At 62.0% G+C, this 17,548-nt stretch carries 15 protein-coding genes; 1 reads left to right on the top strand and 14 read right to left on the bottom strand.

Annotated features, from left to right (window positions below; translation table 11 throughout):
• Positions 1-122 precede the first annotated feature (122 nt).
• From glyA to BTE54_RS14045, 5 genes are all read right to left on the bottom strand, one after another.
• Positions 123-1,391: a serine hydroxymethyltransferase gene (gene glyA / locus BTE54_RS14025; RefSeq protein ID WP_078052860.1), complete on the bottom strand. Its 1,269-nt coding sequence runs from the start codon at positions 1,389-1,391 to the stop codon at positions 123-125.
• A gap of 17 nt (positions 1,392-1,408) precedes the next feature.
• Positions 1,409-1,963 (bottom strand): sarcosine oxidase subunit gamma family protein, encoded by a 555-nt coding sequence (gene soxG / locus BTE54_RS14030; protein WP_174040304.1) that lies wholly within the window; start codon positions 1,961-1,963, stop codon positions 1,409-1,411.
• Positions 1,964-2,079: 116 nt separating this feature from the next.
• Positions 2,080-5,070 (bottom strand): sarcosine oxidase subunit alpha, encoded by a 2,991-nt coding sequence (locus BTE54_RS14035; RefSeq protein ID WP_078052862.1) that lies wholly within the window; start codon positions 5,068-5,070, stop codon positions 2,080-2,082.
• On the bottom strand, positions 5,067-5,387 hold the full coding sequence (locus BTE54_RS14040) for a sarcosine oxidase subunit delta (RefSeq protein WP_003504489.1): 321 nt from the start codon (positions 5,385-5,387) through the stop codon (positions 5,067-5,069). Before BTE54_RS14040 ends, BTE54_RS14035 begins: the two co-directional genes overlap by 4 nt.
• 10 nt (positions 5,388-5,397) lie before the next feature.
• Positions 5,398-6,651: a sarcosine oxidase subunit beta family protein gene (locus BTE54_RS14045; RefSeq protein ID WP_078052863.1), complete on the bottom strand. Its 1,254-nt coding sequence runs from the start codon at positions 6,649-6,651 to the stop codon at positions 5,398-5,400.
• A gap of 85 nt (positions 6,652-6,736) precedes the next feature.
• Here BTE54_RS14045 and BTE54_RS14050 point away from each other — a divergent pair, with 85 nt between their 5' ends.
• Positions 6,737-7,783: a GlxA family transcriptional regulator gene (locus tag BTE54_RS14050; protein ID WP_174040300.1), complete on the top strand. Its 1,047-nt coding sequence runs from the start codon at positions 6,737-6,739 to the stop codon at positions 7,781-7,783.
• A gap of 16 nt (positions 7,784-7,799) precedes the next feature.
• On the opposite strand, the gene BTE54_RS14055 is transcribed toward BTE54_RS14050, so the two are convergent.
• From BTE54_RS14055 to BTE54_RS14100, 9 genes are all read right to left on the bottom strand, one after another.
• Positions 7,800-8,132, bottom strand: coding sequence for a cytochrome C oxidase subunit IV family protein (locus BTE54_RS14055; protein WP_065654931.1), 333 nt, complete (start codon positions 8,130-8,132; stop codon positions 7,800-7,802).
• A 14-nt stretch (positions 8,133-8,146) separates the two neighbouring features.
• The gene (locus BTE54_RS14060; protein WP_078052865.1) at positions 8,147-8,872 is read right to left on the bottom strand and encodes a heme-copper oxidase subunit III family protein; all 726 of its coding nucleotides are present in this window, start codon (positions 8,870-8,872) and stop codon (positions 8,147-8,149) included.
• A 12-nt stretch (positions 8,873-8,884) separates the two neighbouring features.
• Positions 8,885-9,589 carry a cytochrome c oxidase subunit 3 gene (locus BTE54_RS14065; RefSeq protein ID WP_078052866.1) on the bottom strand — a complete coding sequence of 235 codons (705 nt, stop codon included), beginning with the start codon at positions 9,587-9,589 and terminating at the stop codon, positions 8,885-8,887.
• Positions 9,586-11,364, bottom strand: coding sequence for a cytochrome c oxidase subunit I (locus tag BTE54_RS14070; protein WP_078052867.1), 1,779 nt, complete (start codon positions 11,362-11,364; stop codon positions 9,586-9,588). Before BTE54_RS14070 ends, BTE54_RS14065 begins: the two co-directional genes overlap by 4 nt.
• Positions 11,365-11,418: 54 nt before the next feature.
• Positions 11,419-12,234 carry a cytochrome c oxidase subunit II gene (locus BTE54_RS14075; protein ID WP_078052868.1) on the bottom strand — a complete coding sequence of 272 codons (816 nt, stop codon included), beginning with the start codon at positions 12,232-12,234 and terminating at the stop codon, positions 11,419-11,421.
• A gap of 290 nt (positions 12,235-12,524) precedes the next feature.
• Positions 12,525-13,340 (bottom strand): DUF2189 domain-containing protein, encoded by an 816-nt coding sequence (locus BTE54_RS14085; RefSeq protein ID WP_078052869.1) that lies wholly within the window; start codon positions 13,338-13,340, stop codon positions 12,525-12,527.
• Positions 13,341-13,482: 142 nt separating this feature from the next.
• A complete protein-coding gene (locus tag BTE54_RS14090; RefSeq protein ID WP_078052870.1) occupies positions 13,483-14,928 on the bottom strand; it encodes an FGGY family carbohydrate kinase in 1,446 nt (481 codons plus the stop codon).
• On the bottom strand, positions 14,928-16,148 hold the full coding sequence (locus BTE54_RS14095; RefSeq protein WP_078052871.1) for an FAD-dependent oxidoreductase: 1,221 nt from the start codon (positions 16,146-16,148) through the stop codon (positions 14,928-14,930). The genes BTE54_RS14090 and BTE54_RS14095 overlap by 1 nt, the downstream gene beginning before the upstream one ends.
• Positions 16,145-17,542, bottom strand: a complete 1,398-nt coding sequence (locus BTE54_RS14100; protein ID WP_078052932.1) for an NAD(P)/FAD-dependent oxidoreductase — start codon at positions 17,540-17,542, stop codon at positions 16,145-16,147. Before BTE54_RS14100 ends, BTE54_RS14095 begins: the two co-directional genes overlap by 4 nt.
• Positions 17,543-17,548 lie beyond the last annotated feature (6 nt).

A 17,548-nucleotide genomic window follows, 5' to 3' on the forward strand; every position in this document is an offset into this window, starting at 1 on the left:
ATCCTGCTCCCCTGGGTCTTTGCGGCGCGGACGGATCGCCCGCGCTTTCGCGCCGATTGCCGATGAACCGCCGGCCGTGACCAGGACGGCGATTGAGACTTGCCGAAGCCCGGCAGGGCCGCTTACGAACCGTAGATCGGGAAGGCGTCGCAAAGTGCTGCGACCTGCGCCCGCACGTCGGCCTCGACTGCGGCGTCACCCTCGGCATTCGCCGCCAGCGCATCGATGACACGTAGGATCAGCGCACCGATCTGTTCGAATTCGGCGACGCCAAAGCCGCGCGTGGTGCCGGCGGAGCTGCCGAGCCGGATACCCGAGGTAACGAAGGGCTTTTCCGGATCGTTGGGAATGGCGTTCTTGTTGCAGGTAAGCCCCGCCCGCTCCAGCGCGATTTCGGCGATCTTGCCGGTCACGCCTTTCGGGCGCAGATCGACCAGCACCATATGGCTATCAGTTCCGCCAGAGACGATCCCCAGACCACCCTTTGTCAACACGGCGGCAAGCGCCTGCGCATTGGCGATGACCTGGCCGGCGTAATCCGCGAAGTCCGGGCGCAGCGCCTCGCCGAAAGCCACGGCCTTGGCGGCGATGACATGCATCAGCGGACCGCCCTGATTGCCGGGGAATACCGCCGAATTGAGCTTTTTGGCGATATCGGCATCGTTGGTGAGGATAACGCCGCCGCGCGGACCGCGCAGGGTCTTGTGGGTGGTGGAGGTGACCACATGGGCGTGCGGCACGGGGTTCGGATATTTGCCGCCGGCGATCAGCCCGGCATAATGGGCCATATCGACCATTAGATAAGCGCCTACCTCGTCAGCGATCTTACGGAAGCCGGCGAAATCGATCTGGCGCGGATAGGCCGATGCGCCCGCCACGATCAGCTTCGGTTTCGTCTCCAGCGCCCATGCCCGTACCTTCTCCATATCGATCAGATGGGTTTCGGCGTTGACCTCATAGGAGACGACATCGAACCATTTGCCGGACATGGTGACCGGCGAACCATGCGTAAGATGGCCGCCATGGGCCAGCGAAAGCCCCATGATCCGGTCGCCGGGCTGAAGCAGCGCCAGAAACACCGCCTGATTGGCCTGCGCGCCGGAATGCGGCTGCACATTGGCGAATTCCGCGCCGAAGAGCTGCTTCAGCCGGTCGATGGCGACCGCCTCGACCTTATCGACGAATTCGCAGCCACCGTAATAACGCTTGCCGGGATATCCCTCGGCATATTTGTTGGTCAGCACCGAGCCTTGCGCCGCCAGAACATCGGCGGAAACGATGTTTTCCGAAGCGATCAGCTCGATCTGCGTCTTCTGGCGGTCGAGTTCCTCGGCGATGGCGTCGGCGATCACCGTGTCCGAAACGGTATTATGCGACAGTCGGTTGAGCATTGTTTCCTCCTTCGAGATCAGGCGATGTCCGCCGCAAGTTCCTTGCAGCCGGTTTCAAGCAGATGGCCAAGATGCGATACGAAACTGTTCCAGACATCCATGCGAAAACGATTTTCCGCATCGCGCCAGAGCACCACGCTGACGCCATCGAAAATCGTCCGGCGTCCCTCGCCGACGGCAATCGTATCGATGTCGCGGGCGCAGCCCAGCGTCAGCAATTCGGCAGCCTGCGGACCTTCGATCAGGAGCGTCATTTCTCGTCCGGAAATATCGACGAGACTATGCGGATGGCTGGCGTAAACGCCTGCGCAGGCGGCAATCAGCCTGTCGACCGCGCTGACAGGTGCAAGCACGGTCCATTCGTCGGGGCCAAGGCGCAGGACCTCGATGTCGCCTGAAGCGGCGCGGAGGCCGATCCGGTCCGGCAGGGTAAGGCCAAGGGCGGCGTTGAGCGGGGCGAGATCGCCACGCGCCCGCAGCGACAGCCGCGCCTGCGCGGCCAGAATGCTGACCCGGGCTGCTTTGCTCTCGGCCAGCGTGCCGGGAACGGGGGAGGAAACGCGCATGTTCATTGTCATCTCCTAGAGCATTTCCAGTAAAGGCGAATTCGCCTTTACGTCCGGAAAATGCGCAAAAACAAAGAGTTATAGCATATTTGGCGAACTTGTGTTCGCCGGATATGCGCTAGTCAAATCTTCAGGCGGGTATTTTCGGGATCGACAAAGACCATTCCGGTGATTTTCGCGGCAATGGTGCGATCCAGCATAGGGATGTAGACGGTCTCGCCCATCCGCTCATGGCCGCCCTCAACCAGAGCCAGCGCAATCGGCTGGCCTGCGGCATCCGAGTGATAGGACGAGGTGACGTGACCCACCATTTTCATCGGGATCGGCTGTTTCGCATCGAAGACGATCTGCGCGCCCTCTTCCAGCTTGGAGCGGTCTTCGGTCAGAAGACCGACGAGGTGGCGGCGACCCTTGGCGACGAGATCGGGGCGGGCAAGGCCGCGCTTGCCGATGAAATCCGGCTTGTTCTTGCCCACGGCCCAGCCCATCGCCGCATCATAGGGCGTAACCGTGCCATCGGTGTCCTGGCCGACGATGATGTAGCCCTTTTCCGCACGCAGCACATGCATAGTCTCGGTGCCGTAAGGCGTGATCCCATATTCCTGACCGGCTTCCCACAGGATTTCCCAGAGCTTGCGGCCGAGCGGTGCAGGCACATTGACCTCGAAGCCGATCTCGCCGGTGAAGCTGACGCGGAACAGCCGCGCCGGCATGCCGGCCACGGTGCATTCCACGCAGGACATATGCGGGAAAGCCTCTTCCGTCAGTTCGACGCCTTGCACCAGCGGCGCGAGCAGCTTTGCCGCGTTCGGGCCGTTCAGCGCAATGGTCGACCACTGTTCGGTGGTCGAGGTCAGCCAGACATTGAGATCGGGCCATTCGGTCTGGAGGTAGTCCTCCATCATGTTCAGCACGCGGGCGGCACCGCCGGTGGTGGTGGTGACATGGAAACGGTCCTCGGTCATGCGGCCGATGACGCCGTCATCGCGGATGAAGCCGTCATCGCCGAGCAGCAGGCCATAACGGCAACGGCCGGCGGCAAGCTTCGTCCAGGGATTGGTATACATGCGGTTCATGAACTCGACCGCATCGGGACCGACAACCTCGATCTTGCCGAGCGTCGAGGCATCGAAAATGCCAACGCTCTGGCGCACCGCCCGGCATTCACGGCTGACCGCCGCATCCATGTCTTCGCCCGGCTTCGGGAAATACCAGGCGCGACGCCATTGCCCGACCGGCTCGTAAACCGCGCCGTGCTCCTCAGCCCAACCGTCGATCTGCGTCTTGCGCGTCACTTCGAAATGCGCACCGCGGTGATAACCCGCAAAAGCGCCGAAGGTCGTTGGCGTATAGGGCGGACGGAAGGTGGTCAGCCCCACCTGCGGCTGGCGCTTGCCCAGCGCTTCTGCCGCGATGTTGAGGCCGTTGATGTTGGACATCTTGCCCTGATCGGTCGCCATGCCGTTGGTGGTATAGCGCTTGACATGCTCGATGGAACGCATGCCCTCACGCACGGCAAGCCGCAGATCCTTGGCGGTCACGTCATTCTGGTAATCCACGAAGGCCTTGGCCTTGCCGGCATCGCGGTCGCTCGGCAGTTCCGTGTGCGAGACGCCGCTGCCGGTACGGTCATGTTCCACCGCATGGCTGGAACTATTGGCGGCCTTGCCGAGTGCGGCGGCGACTTCGCGACCCCGTTCCGCACCGTCCTTCAACGCGGCCTCGATGCCCCACAGCCCTCGCCCGGCCCCGGCAATGACGCAATCCTCGTTAGTGAGGGCAGGAAGGAACGTAGTCCGTTCATCGTCCCAGGCGATCTTGCCCTGCGTATGGGAAAAGAGATGCAGCGACGGCGTCCAGCCGCCCGACATCAGCACCGCATCACAGGCAATCTCCTGTCCCGCACCGACCGACGCGCCATTAACCGCATTGACCCGGACGGACTTGACCCGCAGCCGGCCCGAGGTCGCCGTGACCGTATGCGACAGCTTGACCGGAATGCCGAGCGCGCGCGCTTCGTTCACCAGTTCCTCGCGCACCTTGGCGCGGGTATCGACAATGGCCTGAACACGGGCACCCGCGCCCTGAAGATCGAAGGCGGCATACCAGGCGCTGTCATGGCTCGTCGCCACCACCGGCCGGTTACCGACCTTGACGCCGTAACGGTTGAGATAGGTCTGGGCAGCCCCCGCCAGCATCACGCCCGGACGGTCGTTGCCGTGGAAGACCAGCGGCTTTTCCAGCGCGCCCTGCGCCAGCACCACCTGGCGCGCCCGAACGCGCCACAGGCGCTCGCGCGGCGTATCTTTCGGCACGGTTTCCAGATGGTCGGTCAGCTTTTCGCAAAGGCCGATCATGTTCTGGTGGTAATAGGCAATCGCCGTCGTGCGGGTCATCACCCTGACGCCGCGCTCTTTCAGCGCCTTCAACTCATCCGCCAGCCAGTTCCATGCGGGCTTGCCGTCGATCTTCGCCTGCGGCTCGGACAGAAGCGTACCGCCGGCTTCGGCATTTTCATCGACCAGCACGACCTTCAGACCATCGACCGCCGCCGCACGCGCTGCCGCAAGACCGGCGGGACCGGCACCGACGATCAGCACATCGCAATGCAGGTTGCGCGAGGCATAGGTGTCGGGGTCCTCCTCCGTCGGCGAAACGCCGAGACCCGCAGCCGCGCGGATGAAGGGCTCATAGACCTTGTTCCAGAAGCTCTTCGGCCACATGAAGGTCTTGTAATAGAAGCCCGCCGAAAACAGCATATAGGCCATGTCGTTTACCGCGCCGATATCGAATTTCAGGCTCGGATATTTGTTCTGCGAGGTGGTTTCCAGCCCGTTCCAGATTTCCTGCACCGTGGCGCGGGTGTTCGGTTCGAAACGTCCGGCACTGCGGCGGGTGCCGATCAGCGCATTCGGCTCCTCGGAACCCGCCGCCACCGGGCCGCGCGGGCGGTGGTATTTGAACGAGCGGCCCATCAGATGCACGCCATTGGCGAGAAGTGCGGAGGCGACCGTATCGCCCTTCACACCGCGATAGGTCTTGCCGTCGAAGGTGAAGCTCACGGAGCGGGCGGCATCCACACGGCCACGGCCGGAAACGCGATAAGAGTTCATTTCGACACCTCGGAACTGGCTGGTGCACGGGTCAGGGAAGAAAGTTCAGGACGCGGCTCGCCCGCCCGATAGGTCGTGAGGAAACGGTCGCTCACCGTGTCGCGCACGGCGTTGAAAAAGCGGCCGCAGCCATGCAGGTGCCGCCAGCGCTCGAAATGCGGGCCCTTGACGTTTTCGCGGATGAACAGGAATTCTTCCCATTGCTCATCGGTCTGCGACGAGGGATCGGCGGCGCGGGTAATATGGGCCTGCCCGGCATAGGTGAATTCGGCTTCCGGCAGTGTTTCGTTGCAATACGGGCAGCGGATCAAAAGCATCGTCGTATCCTCAGTGCGCCACGGCTGCGGCGGCGGCCTCGTCGATCAGGCGGCCGGAACGGAAGCGTTCCAGCGTGAAAGGCGCGTTGATCGGGTGCGGTTCGTTTTTGGCGATGGTCCAGGCGAAGGTATGGGCAGCGCCGGGCGTGGCCTTGAAACCGCCGGTACCCCAGCCGCAATTGACGTAAAGGCCGGCAACCGGCGTCTTGCCGAGAATGGCCGAGCGATCCGGCGTCACATCGACGATGCCGCCCCATTTGCGCAGCATCCGCATGCGGTTGAAGATCGGGAAGATCTCGACGATGGCCGCGATCGTATGCTCGATCAGCGGCAGGCCGCCGCGCTGCGAATAGGAGGTATATTGGTCCGTACCTGAACCGATCACCAGCTCGCCCTTGTCGGACTGGCTGATATAGGCGTGAACCGCGTTCGACATTACCACGCAGGGGAAGATCGGCTTGATCGGCTCCGACACCAGCGCTTGCAACGGATAGCTTTCGAGCGGCAGGCGCACGCCGGCCGTGTCCATGACGACCGAGGTGTGGCCGGCGGCGGAAACCGCGACCTTCTTCGCCTTGATGAAGCCCCTCGCCGTCTCGACGCCCGCGACCGAGCCATCGGCATTGCGGCGAATGGCCGTGACCGGGCAGTTCTGGATGATATCGACGCCGCGGGCGGCAGCGCCGCGCGCATAACCCCAGGCGACCGCATCGTGGCGCGCCGTGCCGGCCCGTTCCTGAAGCGCGCCGCCCATGACCGGATAGCGGGCATTCGGCGCAATGCTGAGCGGCGGGCAGTATTCCTTGCATTCTTCCGGGGTGAGCCAGCGATTGTCGACGCCGTTCAAACGGTTGGAATGGATGTGGCGCTTGAAGCTCTGCACGTCATGGACGTTATGCGCCAGCATCAGCACGCCGCGCCTTGAATACATGACGTTGTAGTTCAATTCCTGGCTCAAATTCTCCCACAGATCGACGGCGTGATCGTAAAGACGGGCGCTCTCGTCATAGAGATAGTTCGAGCGGATGATCGTGGTGTTGCGGCCGGTATTGCCGCCGCCGAGCCAGCCCTTGTCGATGACGGCGACATTGGTGATGCCGTGCTGGCTGGCCAGATAATAGGCAGCGCCCAGACCATGGCCGCCGGCGCCGACGATGACCACGTCATATTCGGCTTTCGGCTGACTGTCGGGCCATTGCTCGTCCCAGTTCTTGTGGCCGGTCACGGCATTCCGCAAAAGATTGAAAGCATTAAAACGCGTCATGAGCGGACCCGATGGTTGGAAAATCTCGTGTCGCAAAAGCTAGGAGCATTTGCCGCGCCCCGGCTGGACAATCGCGTCTGTTTGCATGAATATTTGCGTCATGACCTCACCCCGCGCCAGAAAACGCCTCAGCGTCGCCTTCCTGCTTGCCGACCGCTTCACGCTGTCGGCCTTCGCGAATTTCGTCGATGTGCTGCGCCTTGCGGCCGATGAGGCGGACCGTTCGCGGCCTATCCTGTGCGAATGGTCGGTGCTCTCGGCGACCATGAGCAGCGTGCAGTCGAGTTGCGGCGTGAAGGTGCAGCCGGATACACGGCTGATGGACGCCGGGCACTACGACTATATCGTCGTCGTCGGTGGCTTGATCAGCGATCACAGCGCCCTGCCGCAGGAGGCGCTGCGCTTCCTGAAGGAACGGGCGGCGGCGGGCGTTCCCATCGTCGGGCTATGCACCGGCGTTTTCATCCTGCACGAGGCCGGCCTGCTCGATGGTTATCGCTGCTGCGTAAGCTGGTTCCACCACCAGGATTTTCTCGACCGTTTCGATACCGTACAGATGATCTCCGACCAGATTTTCGTCATCGACCGCGACCGGCTGACCTGTTCCGGCGGCCACGGCGCAGCGCATCTGGCAGCCTTCCTCGTCGAGCGTCATGTCGGCCAGTCCGCCGCCATCAAAAGCCTCAACATCATGATGATCGACAGCGCGCTGAGCGGCGAAAAGCCTCAACCCGGCCAGCAGAGCACGCGCAAGGCCAACGATCCCCTCGTCAAAAAAGCAATCCTGCGGATGCAGCAGAATATCGAGGTTCCGAGAACCGTGCTGGAACTGGCGAATGATCTCGGCCTTGGCCGCCGCAGCCTCGAACGGCGTTTCCTGAACGACCTCAGCGCAACGCCTTCGAAGGTCTATCTCGAGCTTCGACTGGATCGCGCTCTGTCGCTGCTGCGCACGACGCGTGACAGCATCACCCAGATTTCGCTCGCCACCGGTTTTTGCGATGCGCCGCACCTTTCCCGCACGCTACGAGCCGAGCGCGGTTTCACCCCCAGCGAATATCGCAAGACTCAGGCCGGCCACGTCGCAACCGAAGAGGAATTCGCCGTCGGCGTGCTGCTTCCACAATCCTGAACATCTTGCCTCGGTTCTAGGAACCCGCCCCCATGAAGGTCACCCGGGTAAGAGCCGTATAGCTGGATTCCGAGGCCATCAGAGCTGCGAAGACGAGCACGAGAACCGGCGGAAGCAGGATGGCGTAGACCAGAACCAGCCGTTCCCAGGCCATATGCATGAAAATCGCCATGATCAGCCCCGCCTTCAGGATCATGAAGAGGATGATGAGAGACCATCTCGGATAACTCTGAATGCCAAGATAATCGACCATATAGGAGAAGGCGCTGAGGACGAAAAGCAGTCCCCAGACCACCATGTAAAGTCTTATCGGATGCTGCTGTCCCTGTTGTGACTGTTGCTGTGCCATGATGCCATCCTCACTCACCACAGATAGAAGAATGCGAAGATAAAGACCCACACCAGATCCACGAAGTGCCAGTAGAGCCCGGTTATCTCGACGATCTCATATTGCCCCTTGCGGCTGGTGAAGAACCCCCGCCTTTCCTCATCGAAATCTCCCCGCCACACCTTGCGCGCGACGATGAGAAGAAACAGGACGCCGATGGAAACATGGGTGCCGTGAAAGCCCGTGATCATGAAGAAAGCCGAACCGAACTGCGCCGCACCCCACGGGTTTTCCCAGGGGCGAACGCCCTCCGCGATCAGCTTGCTCCATTCGAATGCCTGCATTCCCACGAATGTCGCGCCAAGCGCTGCCGTCGCCACCATCAGCGCGGCGGTTTTGCGACGGTCGCGGCGATATGCGAAGTTGACGGCCATGGCCATCGTGCCGCTGCTGCTGATGAGAACAAAGGTCATGATGGCAATCAGGATCAGCGGAATGTGCCTGCCGGCAATCGTGAGCGCGAAAACCTCGCTCGGATTGGGCCAGTCCGCGGTGGCCGACATGCGCGCCGCCATATAGGCCAGCAGGAAACAGCCGAAAATGAAGATATCGCTCAGGATGAATATCCACATCATCGCCTTGCCCCAGGAGACGTTCTTGAACGCCCGCTGGTCCGATGACAGATCGGCGGCGATGCCGCGCAATCCCGCCGGCCGCAGATGCGGATCACTTACCGGTCTTTCCTCCATGGATGCGGCCATGATCGACACTCCTCAGGTGACCAATTGACGGCAGAGATCGACGAAACTGTTCGCCCAGCCGGCGAAAAGCGCAAAAAGAACCAGCCAGACGACCAGCATGAAATGCCAGTAGATGACGCACAGCTCCACACTCAGGAGCATCCTTGCCGACAAGGGCTCGCTCCGGGCACGGATTGCGGTGCGTCCAAGCACGAAAAGCCCGCCCAATATATGCAGGCCGTGCAGGCCGGTGATCATGTAGAAGAAGCTGTTCGATGGGTTATCCGCCAGAACATAGCCTGCGGAGATGAGTTGCCGCCACGCCAGGAATTGACCGGCGACAAAGAAAACAGCCGTCGCAAAGGCTGTCACAAGAGCCGCATTCAGCCTGTCGCGATGATCTGGACGGACTTCGGTTTTCGCCCATTGCAGCGCCAGACTGCTGGCGGCAAGCGCCGCAGTATTCACCCATAACAGTCCGGGGATCGGGATACCCCACCAGTCGGCGCCGCCCATGCGGCCGAGATAGGCGCTGATGAGCAAGGTGAACAAGGCACCGACAACCGCCAGAAATATCCCAAGTCCGACTTTCGCAATTGTCGCCGACGATCCCTGCATCTGCGGCGCATCACCTGCCAGACCGACTTCCAGCCAGGGCTTCGAGGCCAGCCGCTGCCGCGCCATCCACCAGCCGATGATGCCGGCGATCCCGGCCATGAAGACGAGGATGGCGCTCATGACACGGCTCTTTCGGAAGGCCCGGCATCCGCCGGCTGGTTTTGCGGCAGGAAGTCCTCAGCCGCGCCGGGCACGCTGTAATCATACGGCCAGCGATAAACGACCGGCAGTTCCTTGCCCCAGTTGCCATGAACCGGCGGGGTCTGCGGCGTCTGCCATTCCAGTGTCGTGGCCCGCCACGGATTGCCGACCGCCTTTTTGCCCCAGCGCAGGCTCCACTCGAGATTGAACACGAACAGCAGTTGAGCCGCACCGACGATGAGCGCGGCCACGGTGATGAATATGTTCAACGTGTGCGCCGAATCTGGAATGAAAGCGGTTTCGCCCAGCTCGTAATAGCGGCGCGGCACGCCCATCAGCCCGAGATAATGCATCGGGAAGAAGATGGCATAGGCACCAAGGAAGGTGATCCAGAAATGGACGTGCCCCATCGCCTCGTTCAGCATCCGGCCCGTGACTTTCGGATACCAGTGATGAATCGCACCGAAGATCACCATGATCGGCGCGACCCCCATCACCATATGAAAATGGGCGACCACAAACATCGTATCCGAAAGCGGCACATCGACGACGACATTGCCGAGGAAGAGACCGGTCAATCCGCCATTGATGAATGTGACGATGAAGGCGAGCGCAAACAGCATCGGCAGGGTGAGATGGATATCGCCGCGCCAGAGCGTCAGCACCCAGTTATAGACCTTGATCGCCGTCGGCACGGCGATGATCAGCGTCGTGGTTGCGAAAAAGAACCCGAAATTCGGGTTCATGCCGCTGACATACATATGATGCGCCCAGACGACGAAGCTCAGCGCCGCGATGATCACGATCGCCCAGACCATCATGCGGTAGCCGAAGATATTCTTGCGCGCATGGGTGCTGATCAGATCCGAGACGATGCCGAAGGCGGGAAGTGCGACGATATAGACTTCCGGATGGCCGAAGAACCAGAACAGGTGCTGGAACAGGATGGGACTGCCGCCCTCCTGCTTCAATTGTTCGCCCATCTCCACGATGGCCGGCATGAAGAAGCTCGTGCCGAGCAGCCGGTCGAACAGCATCATGACCGCAGCGACGAAGAGCGCCGGGAAAGCGAGCAGCGCCATGGCGGTCGCCGTGAATATGCCCCATATCGTCAATGGCATGCGCATCAGCGTCATGCCCCGCGTGCGTCCCTGCAACACGGTGACGACGTAATTCAGCCCGCCCAAAGTAAAGCCGATGATGAACAGGATCAGCGATGACAGCATCAGGATGATGCCCCAGTCGCGCCCGCCCGGCGTTCCAGAAAGAAGCGCCTGCGGCGGATAGAGCGTCCAGCCGGCGCCAGTCGGCCCGCCGGGTGCGAAGAAACCGGCCACCAGCACAAGGACGGCGGAGAGGTATAGCCAGTAGCTCAGCATATTGGCGTACGGAAACACCATGTCGCGCGCGCCGAGCATCAGCGGGATCAGGTAGTTGCCGAAACCGCCGAGAAACAGCGCAGTGAGCAGGTAAATCACCATGATCATGCCATGCATGGTGATGAACTGATAATAATGTTCCGCGTCGATGAAGGAGAAATAGCCGGGAAAAGCGAGCTGCAGCCGCATCAGCCAGGAAAGCACCAGCGCCACCATGCCTATTGCGATGGCTGTCAGGAAATATTGAATGGCAATGATCTTGGCATCCTGGCTGAAGACATATTTCGTCCACCAGCTTTTCGGGTGATAAAGCTCGACGTCCTCGACTTCAGCGGGCTGAATGACCTGCCCGGCGCCGGATCCAATCTCGACCATGTTCCATCCTCCCTGTTCTCCCGATGCGGCCTTCCCTTCCAATCTGCACGGCGCTTATCTGGCCGCCGACGTTTCCGCCGAAGCCAGCAGTTTCGAGAAAGTCGGCTGCTGCTGCAGCCAGGCCTGATAATCGGTCGCGGTATCGACGACGACGGTACCGCGCATCTGCGGATGGCCCACACCGCACAGTTCCGCGCAGAGAACCTCGAAAGTTCCCGTCCGGGTCGGCGTAAACCAGTAATAGGTGACCGAGCCGGGGATCATGTCCATTTTGGCCCGGAACTCCGGCACATAGAAATCATGCACGACATCGACCGCGCGCAGCAGCATTTTCACCGGCCTGCCGGCGGGCAGATGCAACTCGCCGCCTTCAACGATGACATCGTCCATTCCGGCGGGATCGTTCCTGTTCAGGCCAAGCGGATTGCCGGGTCCAATAGCGCGCGTATCCGCCCGCCCGAGCCGTCCGTCCGCTCCCGGCAGCCGGAAACTCCATTGCCATTGCTGACCGACGACTTCCACCTCGCTCGCACCGTCCGGTACGGTCACGAACTGGTTCCATACGAAGAGGCCCGGCAGAAGCATTGCCGCCACCCCAACCCCGGTTCCGCCCGCCAGCCACCATTCCAGGCGCTTGTTTTCGGGCTCGTATGCAGCCCGGTTTCCGGCGCGGTGCCTGAAGCGGAACACGCAATAGGCGACGAACAGCACGACGGCCGAGAAAACGAAGCCGGTGATCCAGAAAGTGATGATGATCGTATTGTCGATATAGCTCCAGTTCGAGGCTATCGGCGTCCACCACCACGGGCTTAGCAGGTGGAATACGATCGATCCCACCACCAGCAGAACGAGAATCACAACGACAGCCATCGTCTCCTCCCGTGACCCGGCCACGATTACTTCTACAACTCCATCGCGAGGTGTATTAGAATTATCTCATAAATTGATCGGGCGAGCAATTATGGTAGCGCCTGCGGCAGCGTCCCCTTTCTGTGCTACGGCCTCAATCAGGAAGGCACTCGCGGAAAGCAGACAGATCGGAACAAAACGATACCACATGGCATCCCCGCACTCTCCATGGTCATCCCAACCGCTGCGGCTTCCTCAGCGGGGCCGCAACGGCAGTAAGGATGATCTACGGATAGATTTCCTCTATGAATTCAGGGCGTACGGCGTGGATAATCGGACACGATCAGTTTCCGATAGAGGTGCCAGGTCGCGTGGCCGAGGATGGGCATGACGACCGCGAGGCCGATAAATACCGGGATCGTACCGACGACGAGCAAGGCCGCAACGATCAATCCCCAAAGCGCCACAGGAACCGGGTTGGCAAGCGTGGCGCGGATGCTCGCATCCACCGCCGCGACTGCGCCGACATCCCGGTCGAGCAGCAACGGGAACGCCACCACCGTTGTCGCCAGCACGACGACCGCGAAAACGAAGCCGGCCAGATTGCCCCAGACGATGAGGGAGAGACCTTGCGAGGTCGTCAATACGTCCGACAGAAAGGTGGAGAGGGAGACCGGACCGGTCGCATCGAAAGTCGCAGTGTAGATGCTCTGCGCAACAATCAACCAGACGACGAAAAGCACGAAAAGCATGACGGCGACCGCGATGATCGACGGCAGGGCCGGAGAGTGCCGAACCTCCAGTGCGTGCCGCCAGGAGCTATCCAACCCCTGCTCGCGTCGTCGACTGATTTCATAAAGCCCGATGGCCGCGATCGGACCAATCAGTGCAAAACCCGACATCAGCGGATAAATAACCGGCAGCAGATTGGCGCCGGAACTCCACATCACCAGAAAAACACCGGCGATCGGATACATAAGACAGAGAAAAACATAGTGGGACGGCTTTTCTTTAAAGTCCTCAAGTCCCAGCTTCAACGCATCCACAATATCCGGGATGCCAATCTTGCGGACTTCCGGGCGGGCAAATTCGCCACTCGCACCGGCCATGACATGGAATGCCGTCATAGCACTTCTCCTCCTGCGCCATGATCCGGCTGGCGGTACAGGAACGCTCGGTGACCTCTATCGACGCGTCAAACCGCAACCGGCTGTTTTGTAATTTATCAAATTCTGTCGCCTTTGTCGCCTGTTCTTTAAATTGGAGAAATCAGATGCCTGCTGCCGGCGTGGTCGACAGAACCGAACTCGTGCAGGTTTTGGATCGTTGCCAGCTCCGTGCACTGTCTATAGCGCGTGCGAAGCGAGCATGGTCTTTGGCATCGACCGATCCGTCGGGCGCGAATATCTCGGCATCGCCTCGCAGGGCTGCGACATCGACGCCGCACAGTTCCGCCAGGCCGAGCGCCGTCAACTCGCGCATGGCGGGCACGCAGATGGTTCGACCGCTGGCGGCAGCCAGAAAGCGGGCGAAATAGCGGCTGTTCGACAAGCCGCCATCGATGGAGATCGTATCGCCTATGGGGGCGACCGCCGATGCCGCCTCGATCAGCCGCGCCGTCAGCAGGGCAATGCCTTCCAGCACGGCGCGCACCATGTCACGCCGCTCGGTCGCGTGGTCCATGCCGATGAACAAAGGCACCGCCTGCCTGTCCCAATAGGGCGCGGCAAGGCCCGAAAGGGCGGGCACGAAGACAAGGCCGCGGCGAATGGCCGATGGTCCCTCGAAACCGTCGAGTTCGGCATTTTCAGCATAGAGGCCGATCTTTTTAGCCCATTCGAGCGCCGCGCCGGCATCATAGATCCCGCCTTCGATGGCGAAAACCGCAGGTGCGCCCTGCATTTGCCAGCCAACGGTCGGCAGAAGCTCTCCCGTCAACGGCCGCCCGTGACCGGCAACGGCGAGCAGAAAAGCTCCGGTTCCGAAGGTTATCTTGCAATCGCCGGCCTTGCGGCAGCCATGCCCATAAAGCGCTGCCTGCTGATCGACGATGGAAACGCGGATGGGCGTTCCGTCAACCGCGCCGAAGCCGCCATCGACAGGACCGATTGTGGGCAGGCAATCCAGCGGCACGCCGTGAAGCGCGCAGAGTTCCGGGCTCCAGTCTCCGGTTGAAAGATCAAGCAGACCCGTGCGCGACGCCGTTGCAAGGTCGGTGCGGAAACAGCCCGTCAGCCGGTCCAGAAAAAAAGCATCGGTGGTGCCCAGCCGCAAACGGCCTGCGGCGCGTGCCTGTGCCACTGCCGGATTGTGCCTGACCAGCCAGGCCAGTTTGCTGGCCGAAAAATAGGGATCTAACGGCAGCCCGCAAATCTCTTTCGAACGATCCGTTGCCGAAGGCGGCAGGGCGGAGAGCGCTTCGGCGGTGCGGGCATCCTGCCAGACGATGACCGGCGACAGCGCCTCGCCGCTCACGGCATCCCACGCCAGGCAACTCTCGCCCTGATTGGCGATGGCGATGGCATCCACCGGCCCGGCGGCAGCCAGCACTGCGCGGATGTTGCCCAGCAGTTCTTCCGGATCATGTTCCACATGGCCGGCGGCCGGATAAAATTGTGCGTGACGCCGGCTGGCCACGACCTCCGCCGTGCCGCCATCGCTCACCACAAGGCACCGGGTCGATGTCGTTCCCTGATCGATTGCGGCAATGCGCATCAATTGGCCTCCTGAAAGTGAAAAGCAATCTGCCCCGCTTCAAACGCAGCGCCGGGAATGGGCACCAGCACACGGCGTTCAGGACGCCAACGGCCGGTCTTGCTCCACACGTCCGTTCCGTCGAGATGAAGCGAAAGCCGGCCTTGAATACGTCTGGTGAAACGAAGCTGAAAATCGCGAAATGCGGGTCTGTCGAGCCCACCCGGCCGCAACATGGCGGGAACCGCCAGCTTGAGCGGATCGGCGAAGGTGACGGGCACCCCCGGTGCGCCGCATGGTTCCCGGGCGAGATCGTCAGCCACCGCCGCGCCAACCCGACGGCCTTCGCGAAACGCCCAGCCGCCCGTTTCCACGGCTCGCAAGACATTCCCGCCGGCGAAGAATATCGGGTTGGGCATCCGTCCGTCCTGATCGATCAGCGGCCCGGCGCTGCCTGCCGCAACATCCACGGGGGATGCATTGAGAAGCGCTGCCTCCGGCGTGAACCGCCCGGTGAGCAGAACACCGTCGCATTGAACCGTCAGGATGCGACCGTCCGCCAGACGGATATCGGCCTCCTCCACCCGGCCGCGTCCGCGAATATCCGTAAGTACCGCGCCACAATGAAAGGGCACCCCGGCCAGTCGCGGAAACCAATGGAAAGGCGACCGCGCCAGCGGATGCGGTTCCGGCTCGATCATCGCCACCGGCCGGGCGCGATGCGTCACGCAAGTTAGAAGCGCGGAAAAGGAAACCAGTTCCGAACCGACGATAAGCGGCCGGCGAAAGGGCATTATGCCGTGAAAGGCGACATAGGATTGCAGCGTGCCGGTGGTAACCACACCCACCGGCCGGTCGCCGGGTAAAAGCCGCGCGGAGCGTGGTTTTTCCCGCGCGCCGGTCGCAAGCACGATACGCCGGGCCTTCAGCGTCTCGACGCCGCGCGCCGACGTCACGAGCAGCGCGCCATCCTGCCCGAGTTCCACCACGGAATGACCGGTGCGGATATCGACACCCGCATCCTGCGCCTGCCGCTGCAGGCGTTGCGCATAGGCCGGGCCGAAATAGACGCGTCCGAATTCACGCATGCCGAAGGGCGAATGCAGGCAATGCCGGGTTGCGCCACCAAGGGCCGGCTCACGCTCGAGGATCATCACGCGGGCGGTACCGCGCGCTTTCAGCTCCAGCGCCGCCGCCACACCCGCCGGGCCGCCGCCGACCACGATGACATCCGCACTCATCGGTCGCCTCCCTCGTGAACGGCAAGCGGGATCGCCAGGCGGTCGCGCGTCATCGCGGCCAGCCGGGCGTTACAATAAAAGCCTTGGCAGCGGCCCATGCCGGCGCGGGTGCGGCGCCGCAGCCCACCGAAATCGCCCGGCGGCACCGGGCTTAAAAAGGTCGCCTCAATCTCGCGCCGCGTGACGAGTTCGCAATGACAGACGATTTCGCCGTGATCGGCACGCTGCCAGTCCCGCTCGCAGGTTTCAGTCAGGTTGGGCATCGTCACATCGGGAACCGATGGCGGCGGGATAAAATGTGTGTCGAAACCTTCGTGAAGCCTCAGCGCATGCTGCGCCAGACCGAGTGCGGCGCTAAGGCCGGTGGAGCGAATGCCGCCGAGCATGATCGCGCGCCGGTCCGGCCGGGCGGAAATGCGGTAATGCTTCTTTTCAGACGCGGGGCGCAGACCGGCATAAACGGCGGTCACGGAAACGGAAGCAAGCGCCGGAACGATCTCCGCACCGCGCTCCAGCAGTACTTCCAGCGTCGCCGTCTCGACCGTCGCGCGCTCGCGGTCTTCCTGCTCTTCCGCCGTCGGGCCGACGAGAACATTACCGAAGGCGGTGGGGCACACGACGATGCCCTTGGTGATTTCGGTCGGAACGGGCAGGACGATGCGCGGCACATGCCGGCGGGCAGCCTTGTCCAGCACCACGAACTGCCCCTTGCGGGGCTTGATGGCAAAGTCAGGCGAAAGCCCCAGACGCGCGTCGACAATATCGCCGAACAGCCCGGCGGCATTGACAATGCTTGCGGCAAGGATAACGCCGGCCGTCGTCTCGATCCGCCACGCGCCGTCGAACGCACCGGACAGGACTTCCGCGTTGCGCACCAGCTGCGCGCCGAGCGCCACCGCCTGCGTAAGATAGCCAAGCGGTGCGGACCAAGGATCGATGATATGTTCACCCGGAACGTCGAGCGCGGCGACAAGGCGGTCGGACAGGCCCGGCATGGTTTCGCGAGCCTGCCCCGCTGTGAGAAGCTCAAGCCCGGCAATGCCGTTGCGCCGCCCCTGATCGGCAATCGCCTGCAGTTTTTCCGCCTCGTCCGGGTTCCAGGCGCAGACCAGCGCGCCTGTTTCGACGAGGCTGAGGCCCATCTGCGCATGAATGGAGAGATATTCCTCCCGGCCGGCCTTCACCAGTTCCAATTCCAGACTGCCTTCTGGCGCATCGAAACCGGTATGGAGGATGGCGCTATTGGCCTTGGAGGCGCCGGAGAGGATATCGGGGCCTTTTTCGATGACCACCACCTTCGCACCGGCCAGCGCGAAACGGCGGGCGACCGCGCAACCGACCACACCGGCGCCGATGACGGCGACATCAAATTCCGTGGAGGGGGTTTCAGCCATGGCCTT

Origin of the sequence: Agrobacterium sp. YIC 4121, from assembly GCF_002008205.1 — a bacterium.
GTDB classification, from domain to species: domain Bacteria; phylum Pseudomonadota; class Alphaproteobacteria; order Rhizobiales; family Rhizobiaceae; genus Agrobacterium; species Agrobacterium leguminum.

Excerpts from the sequence above, each read along its gene's own strand:
- glyA (WP_078052860.1), bottom strand. The coding sequence starts at position 1,391 with ATGCTCAACCGACTGTCGCATAATACCGTTTCGGACACGGTGATCGCC.
- soxG (WP_174040304.1), bottom strand. The coding sequence starts at position 1,963 with ATGAACATGCGCGTTTCCTCCCCCGTTCCCGGCACGCTGGCCGAGAGC.
- BTE54_RS14035 (WP_078052862.1), bottom strand. The coding sequence starts at position 5,070 with ATGAACTCTTATCGCGTTTCCGGCCGTGGCCGTGTGGATGCCGCCCGC.
- BTE54_RS14040 (WP_003504489.1), bottom strand. The coding sequence starts at position 5,387 with ATGCTTTTGATCCGCTGCCCGTATTGCAACGAAACACTGCCGGAAGCC.
- BTE54_RS14045 (WP_078052863.1), bottom strand. The coding sequence starts at position 6,651 with ATGACGCGTTTTAATGCTTTCAATCTTTTGCGGAATGCCGTGACCGGC.
- BTE54_RS14050 (WP_174040300.1), top strand. The coding sequence starts at position 6,737 with ATGAATATTTGCGTCATGACCTCACCCCGCGCCAGAAAACGCCTCAGC.
- BTE54_RS14055 (WP_065654931.1), bottom strand. The coding sequence starts at position 8,132 with ATGGCACAGCAACAGTCACAACAGGGACAGCAGCATCCGATAAGACTT.
- BTE54_RS14060 (WP_078052865.1), bottom strand. The coding sequence starts at position 8,872 with ATGGCCGCATCCATGGAGGAAAGACCGGTAAGTGATCCGCATCTGCGG.
- BTE54_RS14065 (WP_078052866.1), bottom strand. The coding sequence starts at position 9,589 with ATGAGCGCCATCCTCGTCTTCATGGCCGGGATCGCCGGCATCATCGGC.
- BTE54_RS14070 (WP_078052867.1), bottom strand. The coding sequence starts at position 11,364 with ATGGTCGAGATTGGATCCGGCGCCGGGCAGGTCATTCAGCCCGCTGAA.
- BTE54_RS14075 (WP_078052868.1), bottom strand. The coding sequence starts at position 12,234 with ATGGCTGTCGTTGTGATTCTCGTTCTGCTGGTGGTGGGATCGATCGTA.
- BTE54_RS14085 (WP_078052869.1), bottom strand. The coding sequence starts at position 13,340 with ATGACGGCATTCCATGTCATGGCCGGTGCGAGTGGCGAATTTGCCCGC.
- BTE54_RS14090 (WP_078052870.1), bottom strand. The coding sequence starts at position 14,928 with ATGCGCATTGCCGCAATCGATCAGGGAACGACATCGACCCGGTGCCTT.
- BTE54_RS14095 (WP_078052871.1), bottom strand. The coding sequence starts at position 16,148 with ATGAGTGCGGATGTCATCGTGGTCGGCGGCGGCCCGGCGGGTGTGGCG.
- BTE54_RS14100 (WP_078052932.1), bottom strand. The coding sequence starts at position 17,542 with ATGGCTGAAACCCCCTCCACGGAATTTGATGTCGCCGTCATCGGCGCC.